This window comes from Embleya sp. NPDC056575, from assembly GCF_042793325.1.
Taxonomy (GTDB): domain Bacteria; phylum Actinomycetota; class Actinomycetes; order Streptomycetales; family Streptomycetaceae; genus Embleya.
This window is the reverse complement of the sequence record NZ_JBHTVA010000007.1, coordinates 156,465-181,706: the sequence shown is the minus strand read 5'-3', so window position 1 is coordinate 181,706 and position 25,242 is coordinate 156,465. Positions and strand designations below refer to the sequence as shown.

The following is a 25,242-nucleotide window of genomic DNA, read 5'->3' as shown; positions in this document are numbered from 1 at the left end:
TTGGGGGAGTTCCCGTGGAGGAAGTCGACAAGCTCCGGTCCTACCTGCGCCGTGCCGTCGGCGACGCGCAGGAGTTGCGCGAGCGGGTGCGCGCGTTGGAGGAGTCCGCTCGCGAGCCGATCGCGGTGGTGGGCATGGGGTGTCGCTACCCGGGCGGGGCGAACACCCCCGAAGGGTTGTGGGACGTGGTCTCCGGCGGGGTCGACGCGGTGGGCGACTTCCCGACGGATCGCGGCTGGGACCTGGAGGCACTGTACGACCCGGACCCCGCGGCGCAGGGCAGGACGTACACCCGCTCGGGCGGATTCCTCCCCGATCTCGCCGAGTTCGACGCGGCGTTCTTCGGGATCAGCCCCCGCGAGGCGCTGGCGATGGATCCGCAGCAGCGGGTGATCCTGGAGACGTCGTGGGAGGCGCTGGAGCGGGCCGGGATCGACCCGGCGGGCCTGCGCGGTTCGGCGACCGGGGTGTTCACCGGGATCTACGCGGTCGACTACGGCCCGCGGATGGGCGGCGGGGCCGCCGCCGAGGTGGAGGGCCACTCGATGGCCGGGACGTACACCAGCGTGGCCTCGGGCCGGGTGGCGTACGTACTGGGCCTGGAGGGACCGGCGATCTCGATCGACACCGCGTGCTCGGCGTCGCTGGTCGCCGTGCACCAGGCCGTGCGGTCCCTGCGCGCGGGGGAGTGCACATTGGCACTGGCCGGCGGGGTGTCGGCGCTGGCGAGCCCCGGGATGCTGGTGGAGGCCGCCCGGCAGCGTGGCCTGGCCGCCGACGGGCGGTGCAAGTCCTTCGCCGAGGCGGCCGACGGCACCGGCTGGGGCGAGGGCGCGGGCGTGCTCGTCCTGGAGCGGCTGGTGGACGCGCGGCGCAACGGCCGGCGCGTCCTGGCGGTGATCCGGGGCTCGGCGATCAACCAGGACGGGGCCTCCAACGGGCTGACCGCGCCGAACGAGCTGGCACAGCGGCGGGTCATCCGCGCCGCCGTGGCCGATGCCGGGCTCTCGCCCGCCGACGTGGACGCGGTGGAGGCGCACGGAACCGGCACCCGGTTGGGCGACCCCATCGAGGCGGAGGCGCTGCTCGCCACCTACGGACAGGGCCGCGACGCCGCCGGCCCGCTGTGGCTGGGCTCGCTCAAGTCGAACATCGGCCACACGCAGGCCGCGGCGGGCGTCGGCGGCATGATCAAGATGATCATGGCGATGCGCCACGAGGTGTTGCCCAGGACGCTGCACGTGGACCGGCCGACCCCGCACGTCGACTGGTCGTCGGGTGCGGTGGAACTGCTGACCGAGGCCCGGGAATGGCCGGCCAGGCCCGGACGGCCCCGGCGCGCCGGCGTGTCGTCCTTCGGGATCAGCGGTACGAACGCGCACGTCGTGCTGGAAGAGGCACCCGAGGAGACCGAGGCACCGGAGGCGGCGGAGCCGGCGACCGCGCCGGGGCCGGAACCGCGTCCCGGCGCGGTGCCGTGGGTGGTGTCGGCGCGCTCGGCCGAGGCACTGCGGGAGCAGACGCTGCGGCTGCGGGACCGCCTGGCCGCCGACCCCGATCTGCCGCTCGTGGGCGTGGGTCGTGCGCTGGTGACGACACGATCGTTGTTCGAGCACCGTCGGGTGGTGATCGGCGCCGACCACGACGAACTGCTCGCCCGCCTGGGCACCGACGTCGGCACGACCAGGAATCCGCCCGGGGTGGTCTCCGGCACCGTCGAACCCCTCGGCAAGACGGTGTTCGTCTTCCCCGGCCAGGGCTCGCAGTGGGTCGGCATGGGCCGCGAACTCCTCGACGCGTCACCGGTCTTCGCCGAGTCCATGAACGAGTGCGCCCAGGCTCTCGCGCCGTGGGTGCCCTGGTCGCTGATCGACACCGTGCGCGGTGAGCCGGAGGGCGCGGACCTGGAGCGCATCGAGGTCGTGCAACCGGTGCTGTTCGCGATGATGGTGTCGCTGGCGCGGGTGTGGCGCTCCTTCGGGGTGACCCCCGACGCGGTGATCGGGCACTCCCAGGGCGAGATCGCCGCCGCCTGCGCGGCCGGCGCGCTGACCCTGCACGAGGCGGCCAGGATCGTGGCCCTGCGCTCGCGACTGCTGGCCACCGCCGACCAGGACGGCGGCATGGCCGGGATCGTGCTGCCCGAACAGCGGGTTCGGGAGATGTTGGAGCGGGTCGGCCCCGGAGTGGTGATCGCCGGCATCAACGGCCCCTACTCGACCACCGTCGCGGGCGAGGCCACGGCGGTCCGGGAGGTGGTCGCGCTGTGTGAGGCCGAGGGTGCCCGCGCCCGGTGGATCCCGGCGAGCGTGCCCGGGCACTCGCCCCTGGTGGACCGGTTCGAGGGGCCGCTGCGCGACCTCCTGGGCCGGGTCACCTCCGTGTCCTCGCCGGTGGCCTTCCACTCGACGGTCACCGGCGGGCCGCTCGACACGGCGGGACTGGACGGCGCCTACTGGTTCCGCAACATGCGCGAACCGGTGCAGTTCGAGGCCGCCATGCGCAGCCTCCTCGACACCGAGCACGGCACGTTCATCGAGATGAGCCCGCACCCGCTGCTCACGATCAACATCCGCGACATGCTCGACCACACACCCGGCGCCGGCGGGGTGGTGGTGGGCTCGCTGCGCCGCGGCGACGGCGGGCCGGCCCGGTTGTACCGGTCGATGGCCGAGGCGTTCGTGGCGGGCGTCCCGGTGTCGTGGGAGGAGGCGTTCCCGGGCGGCGACGGGCCGGCGGTCGAGTTGCCCACGTACGCCTTCCAACGGGCGCGCTACTGGTTGGACATGCCCGTGGAGGGCGCCGTCGCGAGCAGCTCGGACCACCCCCTGCTCGACGCCGTGATCGACCTGCCCGACGACGGCGAACGCGGTGCGCTGGTGGGCAGCGGGCGGTTGTCCCCGCGTCGCCGGCCGTGGCTCGCCGACCACGTGGTGCACGGCGCCGTACTGGTGCCGGGAACGGCGCTGGTCGAACTGGCGGCGTGGGCGGCGCACCGGGTGGGCTGCGACGTCGTCCACGAACTCGGCCTGGAGACACCGCTGGTGTTGTCCCGCACGGCCGATCGGGAGATCCGCGTGATGATCGACGGCAAGCGCGTGCTCACCGTGCACTCCAGGGGCGCGGGCGAGTCCGAGTGGACACGCAACGCCGTCGGGGTCGTCGGAGACGACACCGGAACCGGCCGGCGTGAGCCCGACCTCGCGGCGTGGCCGCCCCCGGGCGCGGTCGAGGTGCCCGTCGAGGACGCGTACGCCGGATCGGCCGCGCTCGGGTTCGACCACGGGCCGCTGTACCGCGGCCTGAAGCGGGTCTGGCGCAGCGGTGAGGTCCTTTTCGCCGACGTCGAGTTGCCCGGCGACGACGATGCGGACCCGGGCCGGTACCGGATCCACCCGGCGCTGCTGCACGCCGCGTTGCTGCCGATCGGTCAGGGGGACGGCGACGCAGGCCGGCTGGCGCATCGTTGGACGGGTATCCGGCTGACCTCCGCCATGCCGACCGTGCTGCGCGCACGACTGGCGCCCGCCGGCGAGGGCGGCTGGTCCGTGGCCATCGCGGACCGCCACGGAGCCCCCGTCGGCGGAGTCGAGTCGCTGACGACGCGGCCCGTGGACGTCGCGGAGCTGACCGAACTGGGCTTCGACCGGCGGGACTCGCTGTTCCGGGTGGACTGGGCCCCGCTCACGGCCCCGTCCGGCGCGGCCACGGGCCGGTTCGCGGTGGCGGGGCCGCCCGACGAACTCACCGCGTCCCTCGGGGCGCGCGGGGCGCTGTTCGCCGACCTCGACGAACTCGCCGCCTCCGAAGGATCGATCCCCCCGATCGTGGTGACCACCGTCGAGCGCACCGACGCGGGCGTCGCCAACACCCCGGCCCTGGTCGAGCGCAACCTGCACCGGATGTTGCGGTGGACACAACGCTGGCTCGCCGAGGACCGGTTCGCCGACTCGCGCCTGGTCGTCGTGACGCGGGAGGCGCTCGCCGACGGCCCGGCCGACCGCGTCGACCCCGCCGCGGCCGCGATCTGGGGATTCGTGCGCACCGCGCAGACCGAGAACCCGGGTCGGTTCCTGCTCGTGGACACCGACGATCGCCCCGACTCGTGGGCGCGGGTCCCGGCGGTGGCCGAGACCGGGGAAACCCAGCTGAGGATCCGGGCGGGCGTGGTGACCACCCCGCGACTGGCCCACGTGCCGGGCATCCTCGCCGAGCACCGGGCCCGCGGCCTGGGCTCGGGGACGGTGCTGATCACGGGCGGAGTCGGTGGCCTGGGCGCGACGTTGGCCCGGCACCTCGTGCAGCGGCACGGGGTACGCCGGTTGTTGCTGGCCGGCAGGCGGGGGCCGACGGCTCCGGCCGCCGCCGCACTGCGGCAGGAGTTGATCGAGGCGGGAGCCGAGGTCGAGATCGTCGCCTGCGACGTCACGAGCCGTGAATCCGTCGCGGCGCTGATCGCCGGCGTGCCGGCGGAGCACCCGTTGACGGCGGTGATCCACTGCGCGGCCGTGCTGGCCGACGGGGTCGTCGAGACACTGACCGAGGAGCGGGTGGACGCGGTCCTCGCGCCGAAGGTGCGCGGCGCCTGGTATCTGCACGAACTGACCAGGCACCTGGACCTGTCCGCGTTCGTGTTGTTCTCCTCGATCGCCGGCGTGCTCGGTACGGCGGGGCAGGCCAACTACGCGGCGGCGAACGCGTTCTTGAACGCACTGGCCGAGGCCCGGCGGGCCGAGGGGCTCGCGGCCGGCTCGCTGTGCTGGGGCTACTGGGCGCAACGCACCGAGGCGGGCGCGGACATCGGCGAGTCGGACATCGCGCGGCTGCGCCGACAGGGCGTGCGGCCGCTGGCCACGCACGAGGGACTGGCGCTGTTCGACGCGGCGATCGCGCGGGACGAGCCGGTGCTGGTGCCGGTGCGGCTGAGCCTGCCGGCGCCGGGCGCGCCGAGTGCGGGGCAGGTGTTGTCGCCGCTCCTGAGCGCGCTGGTCGCGACGCCCGCCGGTCCCGGTGCTTCGAGCCCGGTGGCTCCGGAGGCCGCCGACATCGAACTCGCCCGGCGGATCGCCTCGCTGCCCCCGGCCGACGCGGAGGCGCTGCTGCTCGACGCCGTGCGCACGCAGACCGCGAGTGTGCTCGGCCTCGCCGACGCCGCGCGGGTCGGCCCCGCCTCGGCGTTCAAGGACCTCGGGGTCGACTCGCTCATGGCGCTGGAGTTGCGGAACAGGTTGACGGCGGTGACCGGGCTGAAGCTTTCCGCCACGCTCGCGTTCGACTACCCGAACCCGGCCGCCCTCGCGGGATTCCTGTACGCGGGCATCAACCCCGACTCCGTCGACCACCCGCTGTCCCCGACCGATCGCCTGACCAGGGAAATCGAGGGATTGGGCGCCCGGCTGGAGGACGCGTTCCGCGACCTCGCCGCGGCGGACAAGGCCACCATCACCACGCTGCTCGGCGAAGTGCAGGGCCGCGTACGGGCCCTGGCCGGCGACGGATCGCCGGTCGGGATCGCCGACCGGATCAGTGCGGCATCGGCCGGCGAACTGCTTTCGCTGCTGGACAAAGAGCTCGGCTAGGGGAGAGCGATGACAAACGACAACAACGCCGATGTGCTCGACTACCTCAAGCGGACGTCGATCGAACTGCTCGACACCCGTCGGCGTCTGAACGAGCTGACCGAGGCCGCCGCCGAGCCCGTCGCCGTCGTGGGCATCGCCTGCCGCTACCCGGGAGGGGTGACCTCGCCGGAGGCGTTGTGGGACCTGGTGCGGGCGGGCCGGGACGCGGTGTCGGACTTCCCCGACGACCGGCACTGGGACCTGGACCGGCTCTACGACCCGGATCCGGACCGGCCGAACACCTGCAACACGCGCGCGGGCGGGTTCCTGTACGACGCGGGCGACTTCGACGCGGAGTTCTTCGGGATCAACCCGCGTGAGGCGCTGGCCGCGGACCCGCAGCACCGGTTGTTGCTGGAGTCCGCGTGGGAGTCGCTGGAACGGGCCGGCATCGAGCCGCACACCCTGCGCGGCAGCGACACCGGTGTGTTCGCCGGTCTGGCCTACTTCGGCTACGGCAACCACTTCTCCACCCCCGAGGTCATCTCCGGCTACGGGCAGACCGGTTCGCTGCTGAGCGTGGCGTCCGGGCGGGTGGCGTACGCGTTGGGCCTGGAGGGTCCGGCGATATCCACCGACACCGCGTGCTCGTCGTCCCTGGTGGCGGTGCACCAGGCGGTGCGGTCGCTGCGGCAGGGCGAGTGCGGGCTGGCCCTGGCCGGGGGCGTCACCGTGATGGGGACCACGCAGGTGTTCCGGGAGATGGCGCGCCAGCGCGGCCTGGCCGTGGACGGCCGATGCAAGGCGTTCGCGGACGCCGCCGACGGCACCGGATTCGCAGAGGGCGTCGGTGTGTTGGTGCTGGAGCGGTTGTCCGACGCGCGACGCAACGGGCGGCGGATCCTGGCGGTGATCCGGGGCTCGGCGATCAACCAGGACGGCGCGTCCAACGGGCTGACCGCGCCGAACGGCCCCGCCCAACAGCGGGTGATCCGGGCGGCGTTGGCCAACGCCCGGGTGCAGGCGGGCGACGTGGACGTGATGGAGGCGCACGGGACCGGTACCACGCTGGGCGATCCGATCGAGGCACAGGCGCTGCTGGCCACCTACGGCCGCGACCGCGACCCCGAGAACCCGCTGTGGCTGGGCTCGTTGAAGTCGAACATCAGCCACACGCAGGCGGCGGCGGGCGTCGGCGGCATGATCAAGATGATCATGGCGATGCGGCACGGGATCATGCCCAAAACGCTGCACGTGGACCGGCCGTCGACGCACGTGGACTGGTCGGCCGGGGCGGTGGAACTGCTCACCGAGGCGAGGCCGTGGCCGAGCACCCCGGGACGCCCCCGGCGGGCGGCTGTGTCCGCCTTCGGGGCCAGCGGTACGAACGCGCACGTGATCCTGGAGGAGGCGCCCGAGGAGGTCGTGTCCGAGGAGGCGGCGTCGGAGCGCGCGGATCACCCGGTCGACGTGATCCCGTGGGTGGTCTCCGCACGCTCCGAGCCGGCGCTGCGGGCCCAGGCGGAGCGCTTGCGCGCGTTCGCGGCCGCCGAGCCGGACGCGCATGTCGTCGACATCGCCCGCTCGTTGGTGGCGAGCCGGTCGCGGTTCGAGCACAGCGCGGTGGTGCTGGGCCGGGACCGGGACGAGTTGCTGAGCGGTCTGACGGCGCTGGGCGAGGGCGCCGATTCCGCGCGATCGGTGCGCGGCGTCGCCGGCGAACTCGGCGGCACCGTCTTCATGTTCCCCGGACAGGGCGCTCCCTGGGCCGGTGTGGCCCGGGAGTTGTACGACACCTTCCCGGTCTTCGCACGAAGCCTCGACGAGGTCTGCGCGCGCTTCGATACCCACCTGCCCTTCGCGCTGAAGGCCCTGCTGCTCGCCGAGGCCCCGGAGGAGGCCCGAGCGCAGCGCACCGACGTGGCGCAGCCCGCGCTGTTCGCGCTCCAGGTCGCGCTGTACCGGCTGCTGACCGGGTTCTGCGGGGAACCGAACCACCTGATCGGCCACTCCGTCGGCGAGATCGCCGCCGCGCACGTGTCCGGCGTCCTGGACGTGGACGACGCGACCAGGCTCGTGGCCGCCCGCGGCCGGCTCATGCAGACGGTCACCGAGCGCGGCGCCATGCTGGCGGTGCGCGCCTCGGAGGACGCCGTCGACGCGCTGCTCGACGGATACGACCACCTCGGCATCGCGGCCGTCAACGGCCCGGAATCGGTGGTGGTCTCCGGCGCCCGTGAGCAGGTCGTCGAACTGCGGGATCGGCTGGTCGCCGAAGGGAGTTCGGCCAAGCTGCTCGACGTCGACCACGCGTTCCACTCGCCGCTCATGGATCCGATCCTGGACGAGTTCGCCGCGTCGATCGGCGAACTCCCGGCGGGACACATGGCGATCCCGATCGTCTCGACCAGGACGGGCCGCGAGAGCACGGTGGAGGAACTGACGTCCGTCGCGCACTGGGTGCGGCACGTCCGCGAACCCGTTCGTTTCTTCACCGCGGTGGAGAGCGCCCGGGCGGCCGGCGCGAGCGTCTTCTACGAAATGGGCCCGGGAGCGGCCCTCACCGGCATCGCCAAGGAGGCGTTCGCCGCCGTCGGCGTGCACGACGCGGTGGCCCTGTCGGCGTCGCGACGCAACCGCGGGCCGGTGTCCACCCTGATCGGCTCGCTGGCCCAACTGCACGTCCGCGGCGGCGCCGTCGACTGGGCGGCCCTGCTCGGCGACGTGCGGAGGCCGGTGGACCTGCCGACCTACGCGTTCCAACGGCAGCGCTACTGGCTGGACTTCCGGGCCGGGACCGACACCGCCGACGTGACCTCCGCCGGTCTCTCGGCCGCCGAACACCCGCTGCTCGGCGCGGTGGTGGAGCACCCCGGTACCGACGAGGTGGTGTTCACCGACCGATGGTCGCTGCGCACCCACGCGTGGCTGGCCGACCACGCGGTGTTCGGCGCGGTCGTGGTACCGGCGACGGCGTACCTGGATCTGGCCCTGTGGGTGGGCGACTTCGTCGGATGCACCACGATCGGGGAGCTCTCCCTGGAGGTACCCCTGATCGTCCCCGACACGGGCGAGGTACGCGTGCGGGTCGTGGTCGGCGCGGCGGACGAGATCGGCCGTCGCGCGGTGGAGGTGTACTCCGGCCCCGACGACGACGAGGATCGCGCCGCCGGCGGGTGGACCCGGCACGCGACGGGGAGCCTGGCACCGGGCGGCGCGCGAACCGAGGACGCGGGCGCGCCGGTCGCGTGGCCGCCGGCCGAGGCGGAACGGATCGACATCGGCACCCTGTACGACTCCTTCACGGACGCGGGCTTCGACTACGGGCCGGTGTTCCGCGGGCTGCGCGAGGTGTGGCGGCACGGCGACGACCTGTTCGCCGGCGCCACACTGCCGACGGATGCCGACGGCTCGGCCGCCGCCGCATTCGCCCTGCATCCGGCGCTGTTCGATGCCGCGCTGCACGCGGTGGTCGCCGGCGGGGTCGTCGAGATCGGCGCCGACCGGGGCTGGATGCCCTTCTCGTGGTCCGGGGTGGAGCGGTTCGCGGAGTGCGGCCGGGCCGTGTGGATCCGGCTCTCCCCGGCCGCCGACCCGGTGGCGGGCGACCGTGCCGTGTCGGTGGCGATCGCCGACGAGCGGGGCCGCCCGGTCGCGCACGTCGGAGCGCTGACGTTTCGACCGGCGAGCGCCGAACACCTGCGCGCGGCCCGCGGCGAGCGGTCGTTGTACGAAACTGCCTGGCGCCCGGCCCGCCCGGTCGAGCCGGCGACGCCCCCCGGGCGGTGGGCCGTGCTCGGCTCGCCCGCCCGACTCGGCGAACCGGTCGACGGCGATGTCGTGTTCCACGCGAGCCTCGACGAACTCCTCGCGGGAGAGCCGCCGCGACACATCGTGCTGTGCCCGGACGACGTCGCCGCGTCCGAGACCGACCTGTTCGCCGCCGTCGCCGACACGGACACCCGCGTCCTGGAATGCGTGCAACGGTTCCTCGCCGAGGACACGCTCGCCGAATCAACGCTGGTCGTGCTCACCCGGCTGGCCGTGGACACCGGCGGCGGGGAGCGGGTGGACAGCCTGCCCGGCGCGTCCGTCTGGGGCCTGGTCCGGTCCGCCCAGACCGAACACCCGGGCAGGTTCCGGCTGGTGGACGTCGAGGACGTGACCGCCGCATGGCCCCGCATCCCCGCCGCGCTCGCCCTCGACGAGGAGCAACTGGCCCTGCGCGGCGACGCCTACCTGGTGCCGCGCATGACCGCCGCCGCCCCCGCGGCCAACCGGATCGAGCCGCCCGCGGTCGGCGCGTACCGGCTGGGCATCCCGAACAAGGGCACGTTGGAGAACCTGACCTGGATTCCCTGCCCCGAGGTGGAGGCACCACTGACGAGCGGTCAGGTCCGCGTCGCGGTGCAGGCCGCGGGCCTCAACTTCCGCGACGTCACGATCGCCCTGGGACTGGTGGAGCGCACCGCCCTGGACGCCGGAATCGGCGGCGAGGGCGCCGGAACCGTCCTGGAGGTGGCCGACGACGTCACCGAACTCGCCCCGGGCGACCGGGTGATGGGCATCTTCTCCGGCGCGTTCGGCCGCATCGCGGTGGCGGACCACCGCCTGCTCATGCCCATCCCCGACGAGTGGACCTACACCGAGGCGGCGTCCGTACCGGGCGCCTACCTCACCGCCTACTACGCCCTGTTCCACGTGACCAATCTCGAAAAGGGCCAACGAATCCTGATCCACGCCGCGGCCGGCGGCGTCGGGATGGCCGCCGTGCAACTGGCCAAGCACGTCGGCGCCGAGGTCTACGGCACCGCGAGCCCGGCCAAGTGGCCCACCCTGCGAGCCCTCGGGCTCGACGACGCACACCTGGCCTCGTCGCGGAACCTGGAGTTCGCCGACACCTTCCTGGCCTCCTCCGGAGGCCGCGGCGTGGACGTCGTGCTCAACTCCCTGGCACACGACTTCGTCGACGCCTCGCTGCGCCTGCTGCCCGAGGGCGGCAGCTTCGTCGAGATGGGCAAGACCGACATCCGCGACCCGCACCGGGTGGCGGCCGGGCAACCGGGCGTCGACTACGCGGCGTTCGACCTCTACGAGGCCGGCCCCGATGTCATCCACGAGGTGTTCCGCGCGGTCATGGACCTGTTCGCCGACGGGCGGGTGCGACTGAACCCGATCGCCGTACGAAACATCCGCGACGCGCGCGGGGCGTTTCGCGAGATGAGCCAGGGCCGACACATCGGCAAGATCATCTTCGACATGGGCAGCGGCTTCGGCGGCGGAACGGTCCTGGTCACCGGCGCCACCGGCGGCATCGGCTCGCTCGTGGCCCGCCACCTCGTCGCCGAACACGGCGTGCGCAGCCTGGTGTTGGCGAGCCGCCGAGGCCCCGCAGCCGACGGCGCCGCCGAACTCGTCGCGGACCTGGAGGCGGCCGGCGCCCTCGTCCGGGTCGCGGCCTGCGACGTCGCGGACCGGGGCGCCGTGGCGGACCTGCTCGCCGAGATGCCGCCCGGATACCCGCTGACCGCCGTCGTGCACGCGGCGGGCGTACTCGCCGACGCCACCCTCGAAGCGCAGACCCCACAGAGCCTGGACCGGGCCCTGCGGGCCAAGGCCGGCGGCGCGATCAACCTGCACGAACTGACCAGCGAACACACCCTGTCCGCGTTCGTGCTCTTCTCCGCGCTCGCCGGCACGCTCGGCACCGGCGGCCAGGCCAACTACGCCGCCGCCAACGGCTTCCTGGACGGCCTCGCGGCCCAGCGCAGGGCGGCCGGCCGGGCCGGCACATCCCTGTGCTGGGGCTGGTGGGAACAGCGCAGCGGGATGACCGAGAACCTGGACGAGGTCGACCTGCGGCGCATCCGCCGCCTCGGCATCGCCGAGATGCCCGGCGCCGAGGCACTGGGCCTGTTCGACGCCGCGTGCACGATCGACAAGCCGGTCCTGATCCCGGCCCGACTGGACCTCACCGCGCTGCGGAGCCGAGCCGCCGACGAGATCCCACTCCTCCTGCGCGACCTCGTCACCGCCGGCCGCACCGCCCGCACCCGCGCGAGCACCGCAACCGGAGCCGGCTCCCTCGGCCTGCCCGCCCGCCTGGCCGGGCTGTCCGAGAGCGAGGGAGAGGTGGCCGTGCTCGACTGGGTCCGCGACCAGGTCGCCGTCGTCCTCGGACACCCCGCCGGCACGGGCATCGACGCCGACCAGGCGTTCACCCACCTCGGCTTCGACTCGCTCACCTCGGTCGAACTGTGCAACCGCCTGGCCTCCTCGACCGGGCTGCGCCTGGCATCCACCCTCGTCTTCAGCTACCCGACACCCCGCGAGCTGGGGCGACACGTCTTCGACCTGCTGCGCCCCGCGGAGCGCTCCAGTGCGGACGAGGGCGACGACGCGCGGATCCGCGAGGTGCTGCGCGGCATCCCGATCGACCGGCTGCGCGACGCGGGCCTGCTGGAGCAGATCCTGGCGTGCGCCGCCGCGCCGTCGCACCCCGACGCCGGTTCGCCCGACGCGGACACCGGCGCGGAGGAACTGGCGGCGCTGGACCTGGAAGCACTCGTCGACCTGGCTCTGGCCGAGAAGGGCAAGTGACCATGAACACCTCCGCGAACAACGCCGCACAGCGGCCGGCGGACGGCGGGGACCGGGTCGCCCAGGCGCTCCGCACCCTCCTGGAGGAGCGCGACCGGCTGCGCCAGGAGAACGACGCCCTCAAGGCCGCCCGGGTCGAACCGATCGCCGTGGTGGCGATGGCCTGCCGCTACCCCGGAGGAGTGTCCTCGCCCGAGCAGCTGTGGGACATGGTCCGCGACGGGGTCGACGCGATCGAGGAGTTCCCGGCGGACCGGGGCTGGCGGGACCTGTACGACGAGGACCCGGACACGCTCGGCGGCTCCTACGTGCGGCACGGCGGATTCCTCGCCGACGCCGCCGACTTCGACCCGGAGTTCTTCGGGATCAGCCCGCGCGAGGCGCTGGCGATCGACCCGCAGCAGCGCCTGCTGCTACAGACCTCGTGGGAGGTCCTGGAGCGGGCCGGCATCGTGCCCGCCGACGTGCGCGGCAGCGACATCGGCGTGTTCACCGGGGTGGCCTCGTCCGAGTACGGACTGCGCTTTTTGGAGGGCAGCGCGGGCGAGTTGGAGGGCTACCTGCTGCACGGGAGCGCGCTGAGCGTGGCGTCCGGTCGGGTGGCGTACGAACTGGGGCTCACCGGGGCGGCGGTGTCCGTGGACACGGCGTGCTCGTCGTCGCTGGTGGCCCTGCACCTGGCGATCCAGTCGTTGCGCTCGGGGGAGTGCTCGCTGGCGCTGGCGGGCGGGGTGTCGGTGATGGCCACCCCCGCGATCTTCGTGGAGTTCTCCCGGCAGCGCGGCCTGTCGGCCGACGGCCGGTGCAAGTCCTTCGCGGACACCGCCGACGGGACCGGCTGGGCCGAGGGCGCGGGTGTCCTGCTCCTGGAGCGGTTGTCCGACGCCCGCCGCAACGGCCACCCGGTGCTCGCCGTCGTGCGCGGCTCCGCGGTGAACCAGGACGGGGCCAGCAACGGGCTGACCGCGCCCAACGGCCGGGCCCAGGAGCGGGTGATCCGGCAGGCGCTGGCCAACGCCGGGGTGGAGGCCGCCGACGTGGACGCGGTCGAGGCACACGGCACGGGCACCGTGCTGGGGGACCCGATCGAGGCGGGCGCGCTGTTCGCGACGTACGGGCGGGATCGGGCCGCGGGCCGGCCGCTGCGCCTCGGCTCGATGAAGTCCAACATCGGGCACGCGCAGGCCGCCGCCGGGGTGGCCGGGGTGATCAAGATGGTGATGGCCCTGCGGCACGGCTACCTGCCCAGGACGCTGCACGTGGACACCCCCTCCCGGCACGTCGACTGGTCCTCCGGCGCGATCGAACTGCTGGCGCAGGGGTGCGAATGGCCCCGGGCGGGCGGTCCGCGGCGGGCCGCGGTGTCGTCGTTCGGCGTCAGCGGGACCAACGCGCACGTGATCCTGGAGGAGGTACCGGAGCCGGAGGACGACGGGCGCGGCCCGACAGCGGGCGTCGTCGGCGGGTTGGTGCCGTGGGTGTTGTCGGGCAAGAGTGCCGCGGCCGTGGAGCGACAGGCGGGCCGACTGCACGAGTTCGTCGCCGCCGACCCGGACGCGGACGTCGCCGACCTCGGCTGGTCGCTGGTGTCGAGCCGTTCGCGATTCGACCATCGTGCGGTGGTCCTCGGCCACGACCGCAACGAACTGCTGAGTGCGCTCGCGGCGTTGCGCGACGGCACCGAGTCGGCCGAGGTGGTGCGCGGTGTCGCCGGGAACCTCGGCGGGGTCGTCTTCATGTTCCCCGGACAGGGATCCCAGTGGGTCGGCATGGGCCGGCAGCTCTACGACGCCTTCCCGGTGTTCGCGCGCACCCTCGACGAGTGTGGGGCGGCGCTGGCCGAGTGGACCGACTGGTCGCTGCTCGACGTGGTGCGCGGCGCGCCCGGGGCGCCGACGCTGGACCGGGTGGACGTGGTCCAGCCGACACTGTTCTCGGTGATGGTGTCCATGGCCGCGCTGTGGCGGTCCTGGGGCGTGGAACCGGCCGCGGTGGTCGGGCACAGCCAGGGCGAGATCGCCGCCGCCCACGTGTGCGGCGCGTTGTCGTTGCGCGACGCCGCCAAGGTGGTGGCGCTGCGCAGCAAGGCCCTGGTGGACCTGATCGGTCACGGCGGGATGGCCTCGGTCGCGGAATCCGCGGATCTGGTCGCGGCCCGGCTGACCCCATGGCAGGGCCGGGTGAGCATCGCCGTCGTCAACGGACCCCGCTCGGTGGTGGTTTCCGGGGAACCGGACGCGCTCGACGAATTCGTCGAGAAGATGAAGGCGGAAGGTGCCCAGGCGCGGAGAATATCGGTCGACTACGCCTCGCATTCCCACGGTGTGACCCGGGTTCGCGAACAGGTGATCACACCCCTCGCCGACCTGGAACCGAAAACCTCGACACTGCCCTTCTATTCGACGCTGTACGGCGAGACGATCGACACCGCGAAACTGAACGGCGAATACTGGTACACCAACCTCCGGGAAAAGGTTCTCTTCGAATCCTCGATCCGGCGATCGGTCGACGACGGATTCCGGACCTTCATCGAGATGAGCCCGCACCCCGTATTGACCGTCCCCGTACAGGAGATCGTCGAGGACGTGGACGACGCGGTGGTCCTGTCCTCGTCCCGCCGGGACCGGGGCGAGGCGGAGGCCGTGCTCGGCTCGCTGGCCCACCTCCACACCCGGGGCGGCACGGTGGACTGGGACGCCCTGTTCGGCGCGCGCCGCCGGGTGGACCTGCCCACGTACGCCTTCCAGCGGCAGCGCTACTGGCTGAACTCCGCGCACACCGCCCCGACGGCGCAACCGCTCGCGGTCGAGGCCCCCTCGGACGAGGAGCAGGCCGTCGCGTTGGCGGATGTGCTGCCCACCCTGTCCGCCGACGACGCGGCGGCATTCGTGCTGGACCACGTCCTGACCAGGGTTGCCGTGGTGCTCGGGCACGACTCGGGTGCGACGATCGACCCGGACCGGGAGTTCAGGGAACTCGGCTTCGACTCGCTGCTTTCGGTGGAACTGAGCAAACGCCTCGCCGCGACGACCGGCCTCAAACTCAGGGCCAACCTGGCGCTGCGGCACCCGTCGCCGCGACTGGTCGCGGCGCACATCCTGTCGTCGATGGGCGGGCGCGCGGCGTAGCGTCGCCACCGTGACGCGGTACGCCCGGCGTGGCGACGCCACGCCGGGAGGTGGGCGGGCGTTCGGCGTATCCCCGCCGGCTCGGGCGGGAGCCCGCCCGCCGGGAGTGTCCCGCCGGCGGGACACCGCGGACGCGACGCGGCCCGGCCCGTTCCGGCACCCGTTGTCTTGACCGGCCGATCACACTTCCGTGAAGGTGGAGGTGATCTGCGAATTCATTCAGGTTCCTGGCCTGTTTGCCGAGGGGATGATCCCTGTGCGTTCGTTCGGTGCGTCGTCGGCGCATAAAGGATTGTGGCTGGCCCAGAAGATGTCCCCGGACATGCTCAACCACGCGCTGAGCATGTGGGACGTGGACGGTGAAATCGACACGGCGGTCATGGAATCCGCATTCCGGCACGTGCTGGCGGAAGCGGAAGTGCTGCGGATCGATTTCGTCGACGACGGCGAGGGAAATCTGCTCCTGGTGCCCCGGGAATCGACCGACTGGCAGCCGTTCTTCCTGGACGTGGGCGCCGAGCCGGATCCCGAGCAGGCCGCGCGCGAGGCGCTGGCCGACATGATGAAGCAGCCGTTCGACCTGGAGCGCGATCTGCTGCTCCGGCTCGGCGTGGTGCGGCTCGGGCCCGCCCGCTCCCTCGTGGTGATCGCCTACCACCACCTCGTCTCGGACGGGTACGGCGCGGGCGGCCTGCTGTCGCGGCGCCTCGCCGAGGTGTACACCGCGCTGGCCCGGGGCACGGCCGTGCCGGAGCCGGAACACCCGTGGGATGTCGAGTCGTTCGCCGCCGACGCCGCGCGATACCAGGAGTCCCCGAAGTTCGCCGAGGACACCGGGTTCTGGCGCGACTACCTCGCCGAGGCGCCGGCGCCCGCGCAGGTGCCACGCGTGCCGCTGTCCGACGCGGCGCGCGTCGCGCTCGCCGAGCCGATGAGCCGGGTGGACCGCTGGGCGCAGTTGGCCGACTCCATCGGCATGGTCAGTCGTACGCTGACCGTGCCGCGCGCCGAGGCGGACGGGTGGATCGCCGCCGCGGAGTCCATGGGCGTGTGGATGTCGTCGCTGCTGACCGCGGCCTCGGCGGCGTACTTCCGACACCGGTGCGACCGACCGGAGTTCCTGCTCTCGCTGGCCGTGGCCAACCGGGCCGGCGAGGCGAGCCGCACACCCGGCCTGGCGGTGAACGTGGTGCCGATGCGGGTGAAGGTGCCGCTGGGCGCGACCTTCGCCGACATCGCCGACGCGGTCGTGGACGAGACCTACGAGATCTTCGGGCAAACCGCCTGCCACTACTCGGAGATCCAGCGTGCGAGCGGCACCGTCCTGAGCGGACGCGGCAGTTTCGGCGCGGTATTGAACATCGTCGAATTCGCGGAGCAACTGCACTTCGCCGACCACTCGGCGCGCTACCTCGGCGGAACCAACGGGGTCTTCGACGAGCTGTCCATCGGCGTCTACACCGACGGCAGCGCCGACAGCGACCTGTTCGTGCGCCTCGACGCCCCCGCGGGCCTGTACACCGGCGCCGAACTGCGTTTCATCGGCGCCGAGTTGATCGAGTACATCCACGCGGTGACGGCCGATCCGCAGCTGCGCGTCGGCGCGCTGGACGTGCTCGGCGGCGACGCACGCGACCGGGTGCTGACCGCGCCGAACGAGACGACCGTGCCCCTGCCGGGGTCGACGGTTCCGGAACTGTTCGCCCGCCGGGTGGCGCAGGCCCCCGACGACGTCGCGGTGCAGTTCGGCGAATCGGCGCTCACCTACCGCGAGTTGCACGCACGATCCGACCGCCTGGCCGAGACGCTGCGCGGGCGGGGCGTGGATCCGGAGACGGTCGTGGCGGTGGCGCTGCCCCGGTCGGTGGACCTGGCCGTCGCGCTGCTCGGGGTGGTGAAGGCGGGCGGAGCATACCTCCCGATCGACCCCACCTCCCGGGCGGAGCGCATCGTTCCGGTGGTGCGCGACTCCTCGGTGCGGGTGCTGCTCACCGACGCGGCGACCGCCGAGGGGGCCGCCGTCGCCCGGGACGTCGCGGTGATCCTGTTCGACGACGTGCGCCCGGAGACCACCGCCGACACCGGCGAGGCGTCGAAGACTCCCGTCCTGTCGCGACCGGACAACCTGTTGGCCGTGATGTACGGCTCCGGACCGGCCGGCAAGGCCGTCGGCGTCGCCGTGACGCACCGGAACATGGAGCGCTTGGCCCTGGACCGCCGGTGGCACGAGGGCGGCCGAGGCACCGTACTGTGGCACTCGCCGATCACCGCCGACGCGCTCGCCCTGGAACTGTGGGTGCCGCTGCTGAACGGCGGCCGAGTGCTGGTGGCCGGGCCGGCGGAGTCGGTGGTGGACGCGCTCGCCGCGTCGACGTCGATCACGGCGGCGTGGTTGTCCGCCGGCCTCTTCTCGGCGATGGCGGCGCAACACCCCGAACGCCTGGCCGGGTTGCGCGAGGTGTGGACCGGCGGCGATCGGGTGTCCTCGACCGCGCTGCGCCGGGTGCGCGAATCCTGCCCCGACCTGACGATCGTGCATGGCCACGGCCCGACGGAGACGACCGTGTTCGCCGCGTGCGACCGCCCGGTCGACGGCGAGGCGGCGTACCACGCGGGCTCGATCGGCCGCCCGATGGACAACACCGCCCTGTACGTCCTGGGTCCGGGCCTGGCGCCGGTCCCCGTCGGGGTGACCGGTGAGCTGTACGTGGCCGGCCCCGGTGTGACGCGCGGCCGTCCCGGGCGCCCCGGGCAGACCGCGGAGCGCTTCGTGCCCTGCCCGTACGGCCCGGCCGGCGGTCGCATGTACCGGACCGGGGACCTGGTGCGGTGGGGAACCGACGGCGGGCTGGAGTACGTCGGCGCGGCCGATGCCCGGTTCGACGTGCGCGATGTCCGGGTCGAGCCGGCCGAGGCCGAGGAGGTGCTGTCCGAACACCCCGGCGTGGCACAGGCGGTGGTGGTCGGCCGGGCGGACGAGTCGGGGCAGCCGCGTCTGGTGGCCTATGTGGTCCCGGTCGGCGACGCGGGAGAGGGCGCCGCGAACTCCGCCGGGCTCTCGGGTGCTCCGGGCTCCTCGGACGCCTCGGCTGCCGGCTCCTCGGGCCCCTCGGGCGAGGAGCTGCGTCGGTTCGCCGCCGAGCGGCTGGCGGAGTCCGTGGTGCCGTCGGCCTTCGTACTCCTCGAACGCCTGCCGCTGACCGCGGGCGGTCGGGTGGACCGGGCCTCCCTGCCGAAGCCCGAGTTCGACGGCGGGTCCTACCGGGGTCCACGCAACCAAACCGAGCGGGTCCTGGCCGCGCTGTTCGCCGACGTGCTCGAACTGGACCGCGTGGGTATCGACCAGGACTTCTTCGACCTCGGTGGGAACTCGCTGCGGGCGATCCGGCTGGTCGGTCTGATCCGGGCGGAGCTGAACCTCGAGGTGTCCATCCGCACGCTGTTCGCGGCGCGCACCATCATCGGCCTGTCGGACATGTGGGGAGACCTCACCCGGTCGAGTCGGCCGGCTCTGCGCAGGCGGACGAAGGACGGCAAGGCCCTCTGAGAGGAATCCCGACAATGACGAGTCCGGTGGAAGAGCGGTGGCTCCGCCGCTTTCGTGACGACGACGCGTGCGGAACCAAGCTCGTCTGCTTCCCCCACGCCGGCGGCTGGTCCAACGCGTACCGCACGTGGGCGCGGGGACTGCCTTCGGACGTCGGCGTGCTCGCCATCCGGTATCCGGGCCGCGAGGACCGGATCGGCGATCCGTTCCCGTCCGGGTTGGAGGCCCTCGCCGACGACATCGTCGACGCCCTCGTCGGATTGACGCGGTATCGGCTGGTGTTGTTCGGCCACAGCATGGGGGCCTCGGTGGCGCACGAGGTGGCACTGCGCCTGCACAAGCGCGGGTGCCCGCCGGCCGCGTTGTGCGTGTCGGGCAGGCGTCCGTCGCACGCGCTGGAAGGTTTGCGGCGCCACTTCGGCACCGACGAGGAGATCATCGCGGACGTGGTGCGCTTCGACGAGAGCCGCGCCCCGGTGTTCGCGGATCCCGACCTGCGGGAGATCCTGCTCCCCGCCGTGCGCGCGGACTACCGGCTGGTGGACGACTATCCCGCAGGCGACCGGCCTCCGCTCGACTGTCCGGTGTACGGCTACACCGGCGACCACGATTCCGAGGTGAGCCCGGAGCTGATGCGCCGCTGGGCGGACACGACGAACGCCGGTTTTCGGATCCGGGTCTTTCCCGGTGGGCACTTCTACCTCCGGGCCGAGGAGGACACGCTGCTGGCGGATCTGCGCGATGTATTGGATCGGGTCAAGCGCGGCGTGGGGGCCGGCTCGTGACCGGGTGGCCCCGGTCCGGGCACGTCGACCGACCCGGCGAGGTGTCGATCCGGATACCGTGACCCGCGCGAGGTGTTCGGCTCGCGATGACGTACGGGTGCCGCCCAGGCCCCGGTGACCTGCCCGGATAGCGGTCCGGGCCCAGCCGGCATGGCGCTGATGGCGCCATCCGGGTCACAGTGACTTGTGGTGGCGCAACTATTGCGCCATGATGACGTCATGGATGTGAGCCCGCTCGTAGACAGGTTCGGGCGCGAGTTTGCCGCGCTCGCCCGGACCGACAGTGGGGACGCTGTCGTGCCGGAGGCGCGACTGCTCGAGCCCGTGATCCGACGCATGTTGTTCGACGCCCTGGCCGCCGCCGCGGACGAGATCAATCGCGACTTCGCCCCGGGCGCGGTCGAGATTCGGCTCCGCGAGGGCGAGCCGTATTTCGCCGTGCTGCCACGCGAACCGGAGAGTTCGCCCGACGCCGGTGCGGACGGTGCCACGGCACTCCTCGACGTGTGCGTTTCCCGGCGCCTGAAGGAGTCCGTCGAGCAGGCCGCCGACCGCGAGGGGCGTTCGGTGCGGGACTGGTTGGAGCAGGCGCTCTCCGCCGCGGTGCGGCACGAGCGCATACCCGGTGCCGCGGACCGGCGCGGCAAACGGGCCCGGCAGCGCTACACCGCCTGGGCGCGCTGACCCGACCGGGCCGACACCCAGGCCGTCCCACCGTCCCCGCACGGGAACACCCGCGACACCCGCCCGAAATGACGAGGAAGGAAAACCATGCCTGTTTTCGAGACCCCCAAGCCGATCTCCGTCGAGTTCGAACTCGGTGTCGGTGACGTGGAGATCACCGCCGAGGATCGCACCGACACCGTCGTCGAGGTACGGCCGACCGACGAGAAGGACGCCTCGGACGTCAAGGCGGCCGACCAGATCCGCGTCGAGTACAACAACGGCGTACTGCTGATCAAGGGGCCCAAGCACGGGGTGCCCGTGGTGGTGGACTTCTCTCGGAAGTCCCGCTCGGTGGACGTGTCGATCGTGCTGCCCACGGGCTCGCGGGTGCGTGGCGAGGCGGCGATGGCGGACCTGCGCGGCTCCGGACGCCTCGGGGAGTGCACGTACAAGACGTCCACCGCGAACATCCGCCTGGAGCACGTCGGCCGGTTGAACCTGCGCACGGCGGGTCACATCGGCGTGGGCCGGGTCGACGGCGACGCCGAGGTGGCAACCGCCACCGGGCGGATCCGGCTGACGGAGGTCGACGGTGCGATCGACGCCAAGAACTCCAACGGCGACATCGAGATCGGCCGGGTCACCGGCGACGTGCGTGCGCGCACCTCCAACGGTGACATCACCGTCGGCCACGCCTCGGGGGACACGACCGAGGCCAAGACCGCCAACGGCAACATCCGGGTCGCGGAGGTGACCCGCGGTTCGCTCGTGCTCAAGACCGGGTCCGGCGACCTGGAGATCGGCATCGGTGGGGACAGCCCGGCGAAGCTGGACCTGAACACCGGATACGGGCGCGTGAACAACACCCTGGAGGAGGTCGCCAAGTCGCTCGGGGAGGCCATCGAGGTGCGGGCGCACACCTCCTACGGGGACATCACGATCCAGCGGGCCTGACGGCGGGCCGTACGGTCGGGCCCGGGCCGTCGTGCCCGGTCGCGACGACGGGCGTGGCCGGCGCGCCCGGCGCCGCCGGCCGGCGATCGCCCGGCCACCCGCGCGGGGGCGGCTACTGCACCCAGCCGTTGAACTGCTGCTTGCCGCGATGGGACCGCCTGCTGTTGGACAGCGCCGCGGCGGAGGCGCGGACCATCCACGTGTTGACCGAGACGCCCTGTCGGCTCGCCGCCTTCTCGATCTCGTCCTTCATCTCCTGCGGCGGCCGGAAGTTGATCCGGGCCGTGGCGCCACCCCTGGCGCCGCCGAACTCGCCGGTCGACCACTCGCTCACCGGGTCGTCGGTCTCCTCCGGGGCGTCCTGGGCGGGGTCGTCGTCGCCCGAGGGCGGGGTCACCACGAAGCTGGGATCCATCCCGCGCAGGCGCAGGTCCACCGAGCCGGGCGCCAGGTCCCGGGTGATCTCGTCGGCCGCCGCCGACAGAACCTTGAGCAACGTGAGCCGGACGGCCGACTCCAGCGGGGCGACGAGCCGCTCGGCCACCGCGCGGGTCTCGGCATCTCCGGCCGCGGAGGCTGCGACCAGCTCGTCGCGCAGCGCCTCGACATACTCCCGTAGTTCCATGCGCCCCATCATGGCACAGCGATTGCGCCGCACGGCGCCTACCTGGCCCGATGTCGGGACACGTTCCCTTTGCCCAGGTGGAGACGCGACGGCCGGAACCGCCCGGACCGCGCCGGCTCGCCGGGCTCGGTGGGATCCGGGCGACCTGACGCCATGGTTGGCGCCATGGCCGCGCCACCGAGGGGCGGACGGGCGCGGGACGGGCGTCGCCACGTCGCGTCGCCCGTCCCGAAGCTCGCCTCAGCGCCGGTCGGAAGGTGTGTCCGACGGCGTGTCCGAGGGCGCCGGGCAGAACTCGGCGTTCACGATGGGCAGGATGGTCTCCGCCGCCCAACCGCCGTTGTAGTTGAACGCGAGCTGATGCCGGCCGTCCTCGGTCAGCGCGACCATGGTGATCGACCCCGGCGCGCCGCCGTCGTGGTACCACAGCGTGACGCCGCAGCCCAGCGTGAACCGCTCGATGCCGAGTCCGTAGGACGCGCCCGGAAAATCGGGGTTGTCGACGGTCGTCTTCAGCTCCGCCAACTGCCGTGGCGGCAACAACCTTCCGCGGATCAGGGCCGCGTAGAACCGGTTCAGATCGTCCGCGTCGGAGATCATGTCGCCGTTGCCCCAGGCCTGGGATCCGTTCGTCTCGGTGACGTCGTCGACGCGATCCGGCTGCGCCGCGAAGAGCTTGGCGTAGCCGCGGCTGCTCGGCCGGGGCAGCCGGACCCGGTTGCCGGGGTTGGACGTCGCCCCCAGCCCCAGGGGCTCGATGATGCGATCGTGCACCTCGTCCTCGTACCGCCTGCCGGCGACGCGCTCCACGATCAGCGCGGCCAGGACGTCGTTGGTGTTGGAGAACGAGTGCCGGACACCGGGCCCGAACGGCGCCTGGTGGGACAGCGCCACCCGTACGCGCATCTCGGGGGTCAGCGTGTCGTACCGATGCCGCAGGAAGCCGTCGCCCGCGAGATAGGTGGCTCCGTACTCCGGGTCGAGGGCGTAGTCGAACAGCCCGCTGGTGTGGTTGAGCAACTGCCGTACGGTGATCGCCCGCCCGTCGTTGCCGTTGCCCCGGACGAGGCCGGGCAGATGGCGCTCGACGGTGTCGTCGAGGCCCAGCCGCCCCTCCGCCTCCAACTGGAGCAGTACGGTCGCCACGAACGTGTCGGTGACGTTGCCGACCCGGAACCGATCGTCCCGGCCGCGCGGCGCACCCGTCCTCAGGTCGCCCACTCCCGACGCCGCCCGCCAGACCCCTCGGCCGTCGCGCGCTTGGGCGGTGACCCCGGGAACCCCGGCCCGTACGGCGGCCTCGATCGCCTGCCGCGTCTGCGGATGCCGGCCCCCGGCGCGGTCCGCCTCGTCCGCCGAAGCCCGTGCGGACCCGGTGAACACGGTGGCCACCATCGCCATCACCGCCAACCCGACCGCGCCGCCCCGCGCCCTCTTCCACGCCACCACGCCGTACCCCCGAAAGTCGTCCGCACTCGCCCGTCGGCCGCACCCGGTGCCGCTCCCGAGCACCCGTCGGCGGCAGCGTAGATCACCCCCGAGCCGCATGGGGCTTTTCCCGTGCCAAGACCACACCCGACGACGAAACGACCGGCCAACACCGCTTCGGACACCCGGAATTACCGGCTCGAACGCCCGCCGCACCGGCCTCGTGTCCAGCCGCCGGGACACCCCGAACCCGGCCCGGGGCGGCGCCCGCCACGGGCCGGGCCCGGCGCGGCAGGAGTTGCAGCGGGTGGCGGATGAGCGTCTCCTGGACATGAGGCGACAGTGTGTTTCGTGTGCTTTGGGAGAAGATCTGATGACTCATCAGGACATCGAAGCAACCGCCGAACCGGCCGTCCTCGCGCGGTACATCGCGGATCTGCCCGTACCGGACCTGATGCCGGGCTCGATGGAGGGCGTTCGCGAGGACGAATTCGAGGGCCACCGGATCGTCGTCAGGACCAGTTACGAGATCACCGTGGACGACCGGCCGGTCACCGCCCACCTGATGGTGTCGAACAACGGCGAGGTGCACTGCCACGCGCTGCCGGCGTACCAATTCCTGTCCGCCGTCGACACGGTGAAGGCCCTCATCCAGTACTTCCCCGACGAATTCCCGCCCGGCGGCGGAGGCGCGCCCGAGGGGCACGAGGGGCACGAGGGGCACAACCATGAGCACCACCACCACGAGCACGGTCACGAGCCGGATCACCCCGGAGGTGGCTGAGATGGCGGTCGTACGCAGAAACGTCATCACCGACCTGTCCGCCCGCGACGGGTACATCCGCGGCGTCAACCTCCTCAAACAGGAGAGCACGACGCTGCAGACGACCGCGTTCGGGATCCCCGGCCCCGCCGCGCCGGTCCGTACATACGACCTCTTCGTGATCTGGCACCACCGGGCCATGACCACGCCCGTGCCGCCGACCGGGGACTGGATGGTCCGCAACGGCGCCCATCGAGGGCCGGTCTTCCTGCCGTGGCACCGCGTCATGCTCGCCTACCTGGAGGCCAACCTGCAGCGGGTCCTGAACGACCCCGGCTTCGCCCTCCCGTACTGGGACTGGTCGATCGACGGCTCCCTGCCCAGCCCGGCGAGCCAACCGATCTGGACGCAGGAGTGGATGGGCGGTCCGGGCAATCCGATCTCCACGGGGCCGTTCGTCTTCGAGGCCGCCGACCCGAAGAGCTTCCGGGTCCGCGTGGAAACCGACAGCTCCCTTCGACTCGTCCAGGCGAACCGGGGTCTGCGCCGGGGCCTGGGAAAGCTTCCCCCGCAGGGCACCGCCTCGTCGACCACCCTCCCGACCGCCCTCGACGTGGGCGCCGCCTTCAACACACTGCCCGTGCTCGGCGGCGATCCCGACCTCGCCACCTACGACTTCGCCCCCTGGGACGCGGGGTCGAAGGGATTCCGCAACCGGCTCGAAGGATTCATCGGAACCGGACTGCACAACCAGGTACACCGCTGGGTGGGCGGCGACATGGGCCCGGCCTCGTCCCCGAACGACCCGATCTTCTACCTGCACCACTGCAACGTGGACCGGCTCTGGGAAGGCTGGATGCACCACCACGGTCGCTCCTACGCCCCACCCATGACCGCCTCGGCCGACCTCCTGGGCCACCGCATCGACGACCCGATCGTCACCCCTCTGGGCCCGAACGCCCCGGGCGGCACCCCCCGCCTGACCCTCGACTTCACCGCCGAGTACACCTACGACCTCGTCCCGTAGACCCCGACGATCCGGCTCACGGGGACGACGAGCCGACCTCGTCGGTTTCGGCGCCCCGGACGTACGCGTGGCCCGATAACCTCTTCCGCCGCATCAGGACCCGCCGACCGGGCAGGCACTGGGGATCGAGGGTGTCGGCGAGGTGGGAGGCCGGGGAC

10 protein-coding genes and 1 pseudogene are annotated in these 25,242 nt (G+C 72.7%); 9 read left to right on the top strand and 2 right to left on the bottom strand.

Annotated elements, in window-relative coordinates:
- Window positions 1-14: 14 nt before the first annotated feature.
- The 7 genes and pseudogenes from ACFRCG_RS07830 to ACFRCG_RS07800 all read left to right on the top strand — a co-directional run.
- A pseudogene (locus ACFRCG_RS07830) lies at window positions 15-5,579 on the top strand (SDR family NAD(P)-dependent oxidoreductase); the annotation flags it as partial.
- Between the two features lie 9 nt (window positions 5,580-5,588).
- Window positions 5,589-12,161, top strand: coding sequence for a type I polyketide synthase (locus tag ACFRCG_RS07825; protein ID WP_380029898.1), 6,573 nt, complete (start codon window positions 5,589-5,591; stop codon window positions 12,159-12,161).
- A 2-nt stretch (window positions 12,162-12,163) separates the two neighbouring features.
- Entirely contained in the window at window positions 12,164-15,289 is a 3,126-nt protein-coding gene (locus tag ACFRCG_RS07820) for a type I polyketide synthase (protein ID WP_380029897.1), read from the top strand.
- A 247-nt stretch (window positions 15,290-15,536) separates the two neighbouring features.
- Window positions 15,537-18,836 carry an amino acid adenylation domain-containing protein gene (locus tag ACFRCG_RS07815; RefSeq protein WP_380029896.1) on the top strand — a complete coding sequence of 1,100 codons (3,300 nt, stop codon included), beginning with the start codon at window positions 15,537-15,539 and terminating at the stop codon, window positions 18,834-18,836.
- Between the two features lie 14 nt (window positions 18,837-18,850).
- A complete protein-coding gene (locus ACFRCG_RS07810) occupies window positions 18,851-19,621 on the top strand; it encodes a thioesterase II family protein (RefSeq protein ID WP_380029895.1) in 771 nt (256 codons plus the stop codon).
- A gap of 219 nt (window positions 19,622-19,840) precedes the next feature.
- Complete coding sequence (locus tag ACFRCG_RS07805) at window positions 19,841-20,305, top strand: hypothetical protein (RefSeq protein WP_380029894.1); 465 nt, start codon at window positions 19,841-19,843, stop codon at window positions 20,303-20,305.
- Window positions 20,306-20,392: 87 nt separating this feature from the next.
- The gene (locus ACFRCG_RS07800; protein WP_380029893.1) at window positions 20,393-21,241 is read left to right on the top strand and encodes a DUF4097 domain-containing protein; all 849 of its coding nucleotides are present in this window, start codon (window positions 20,393-20,395) and stop codon (window positions 21,239-21,241) included.
- 112 nt (window positions 21,242-21,353) lie between these two features.
- Here the strand turns inward: ACFRCG_RS07800 and ACFRCG_RS07795 are convergent, their stop codons facing one another.
- The gene (locus tag ACFRCG_RS07795) at window positions 21,354-21,866 is read right to left on the bottom strand and encodes a hypothetical protein (RefSeq protein WP_380029892.1); all 513 of its coding nucleotides are present in this window, start codon (window positions 21,864-21,866) and stop codon (window positions 21,354-21,356) included.
- Between the two features lie 240 nt (window positions 21,867-22,106).
- Complete coding sequence (locus ACFRCG_RS07790; RefSeq protein ID WP_380029891.1) at window positions 22,107-23,312, bottom strand: serine hydrolase domain-containing protein; 1,206 nt, start codon at window positions 23,310-23,312, stop codon at window positions 22,107-22,109.
- A gap of 355 nt (window positions 23,313-23,667) precedes the next feature.
- Between ACFRCG_RS07790 and ACFRCG_RS07785 the strand changes: the two genes are divergently transcribed.
- A complete protein-coding gene (locus ACFRCG_RS07785; protein WP_380029890.1) occupies window positions 23,668-24,078 on the top strand; it encodes a hypothetical protein in 411 nt (136 codons plus the stop codon).
- A complete protein-coding gene (locus ACFRCG_RS07780; protein ID WP_380029889.1) occupies window positions 24,023-25,084 on the top strand; it encodes a tyrosinase family protein in 1,062 nt (353 codons plus the stop codon). Before ACFRCG_RS07785 ends, ACFRCG_RS07780 begins: the two co-directional genes overlap by 56 nt.
- The last annotated feature ends 158 nt before the right edge of the window (window positions 25,085-25,242 follow it).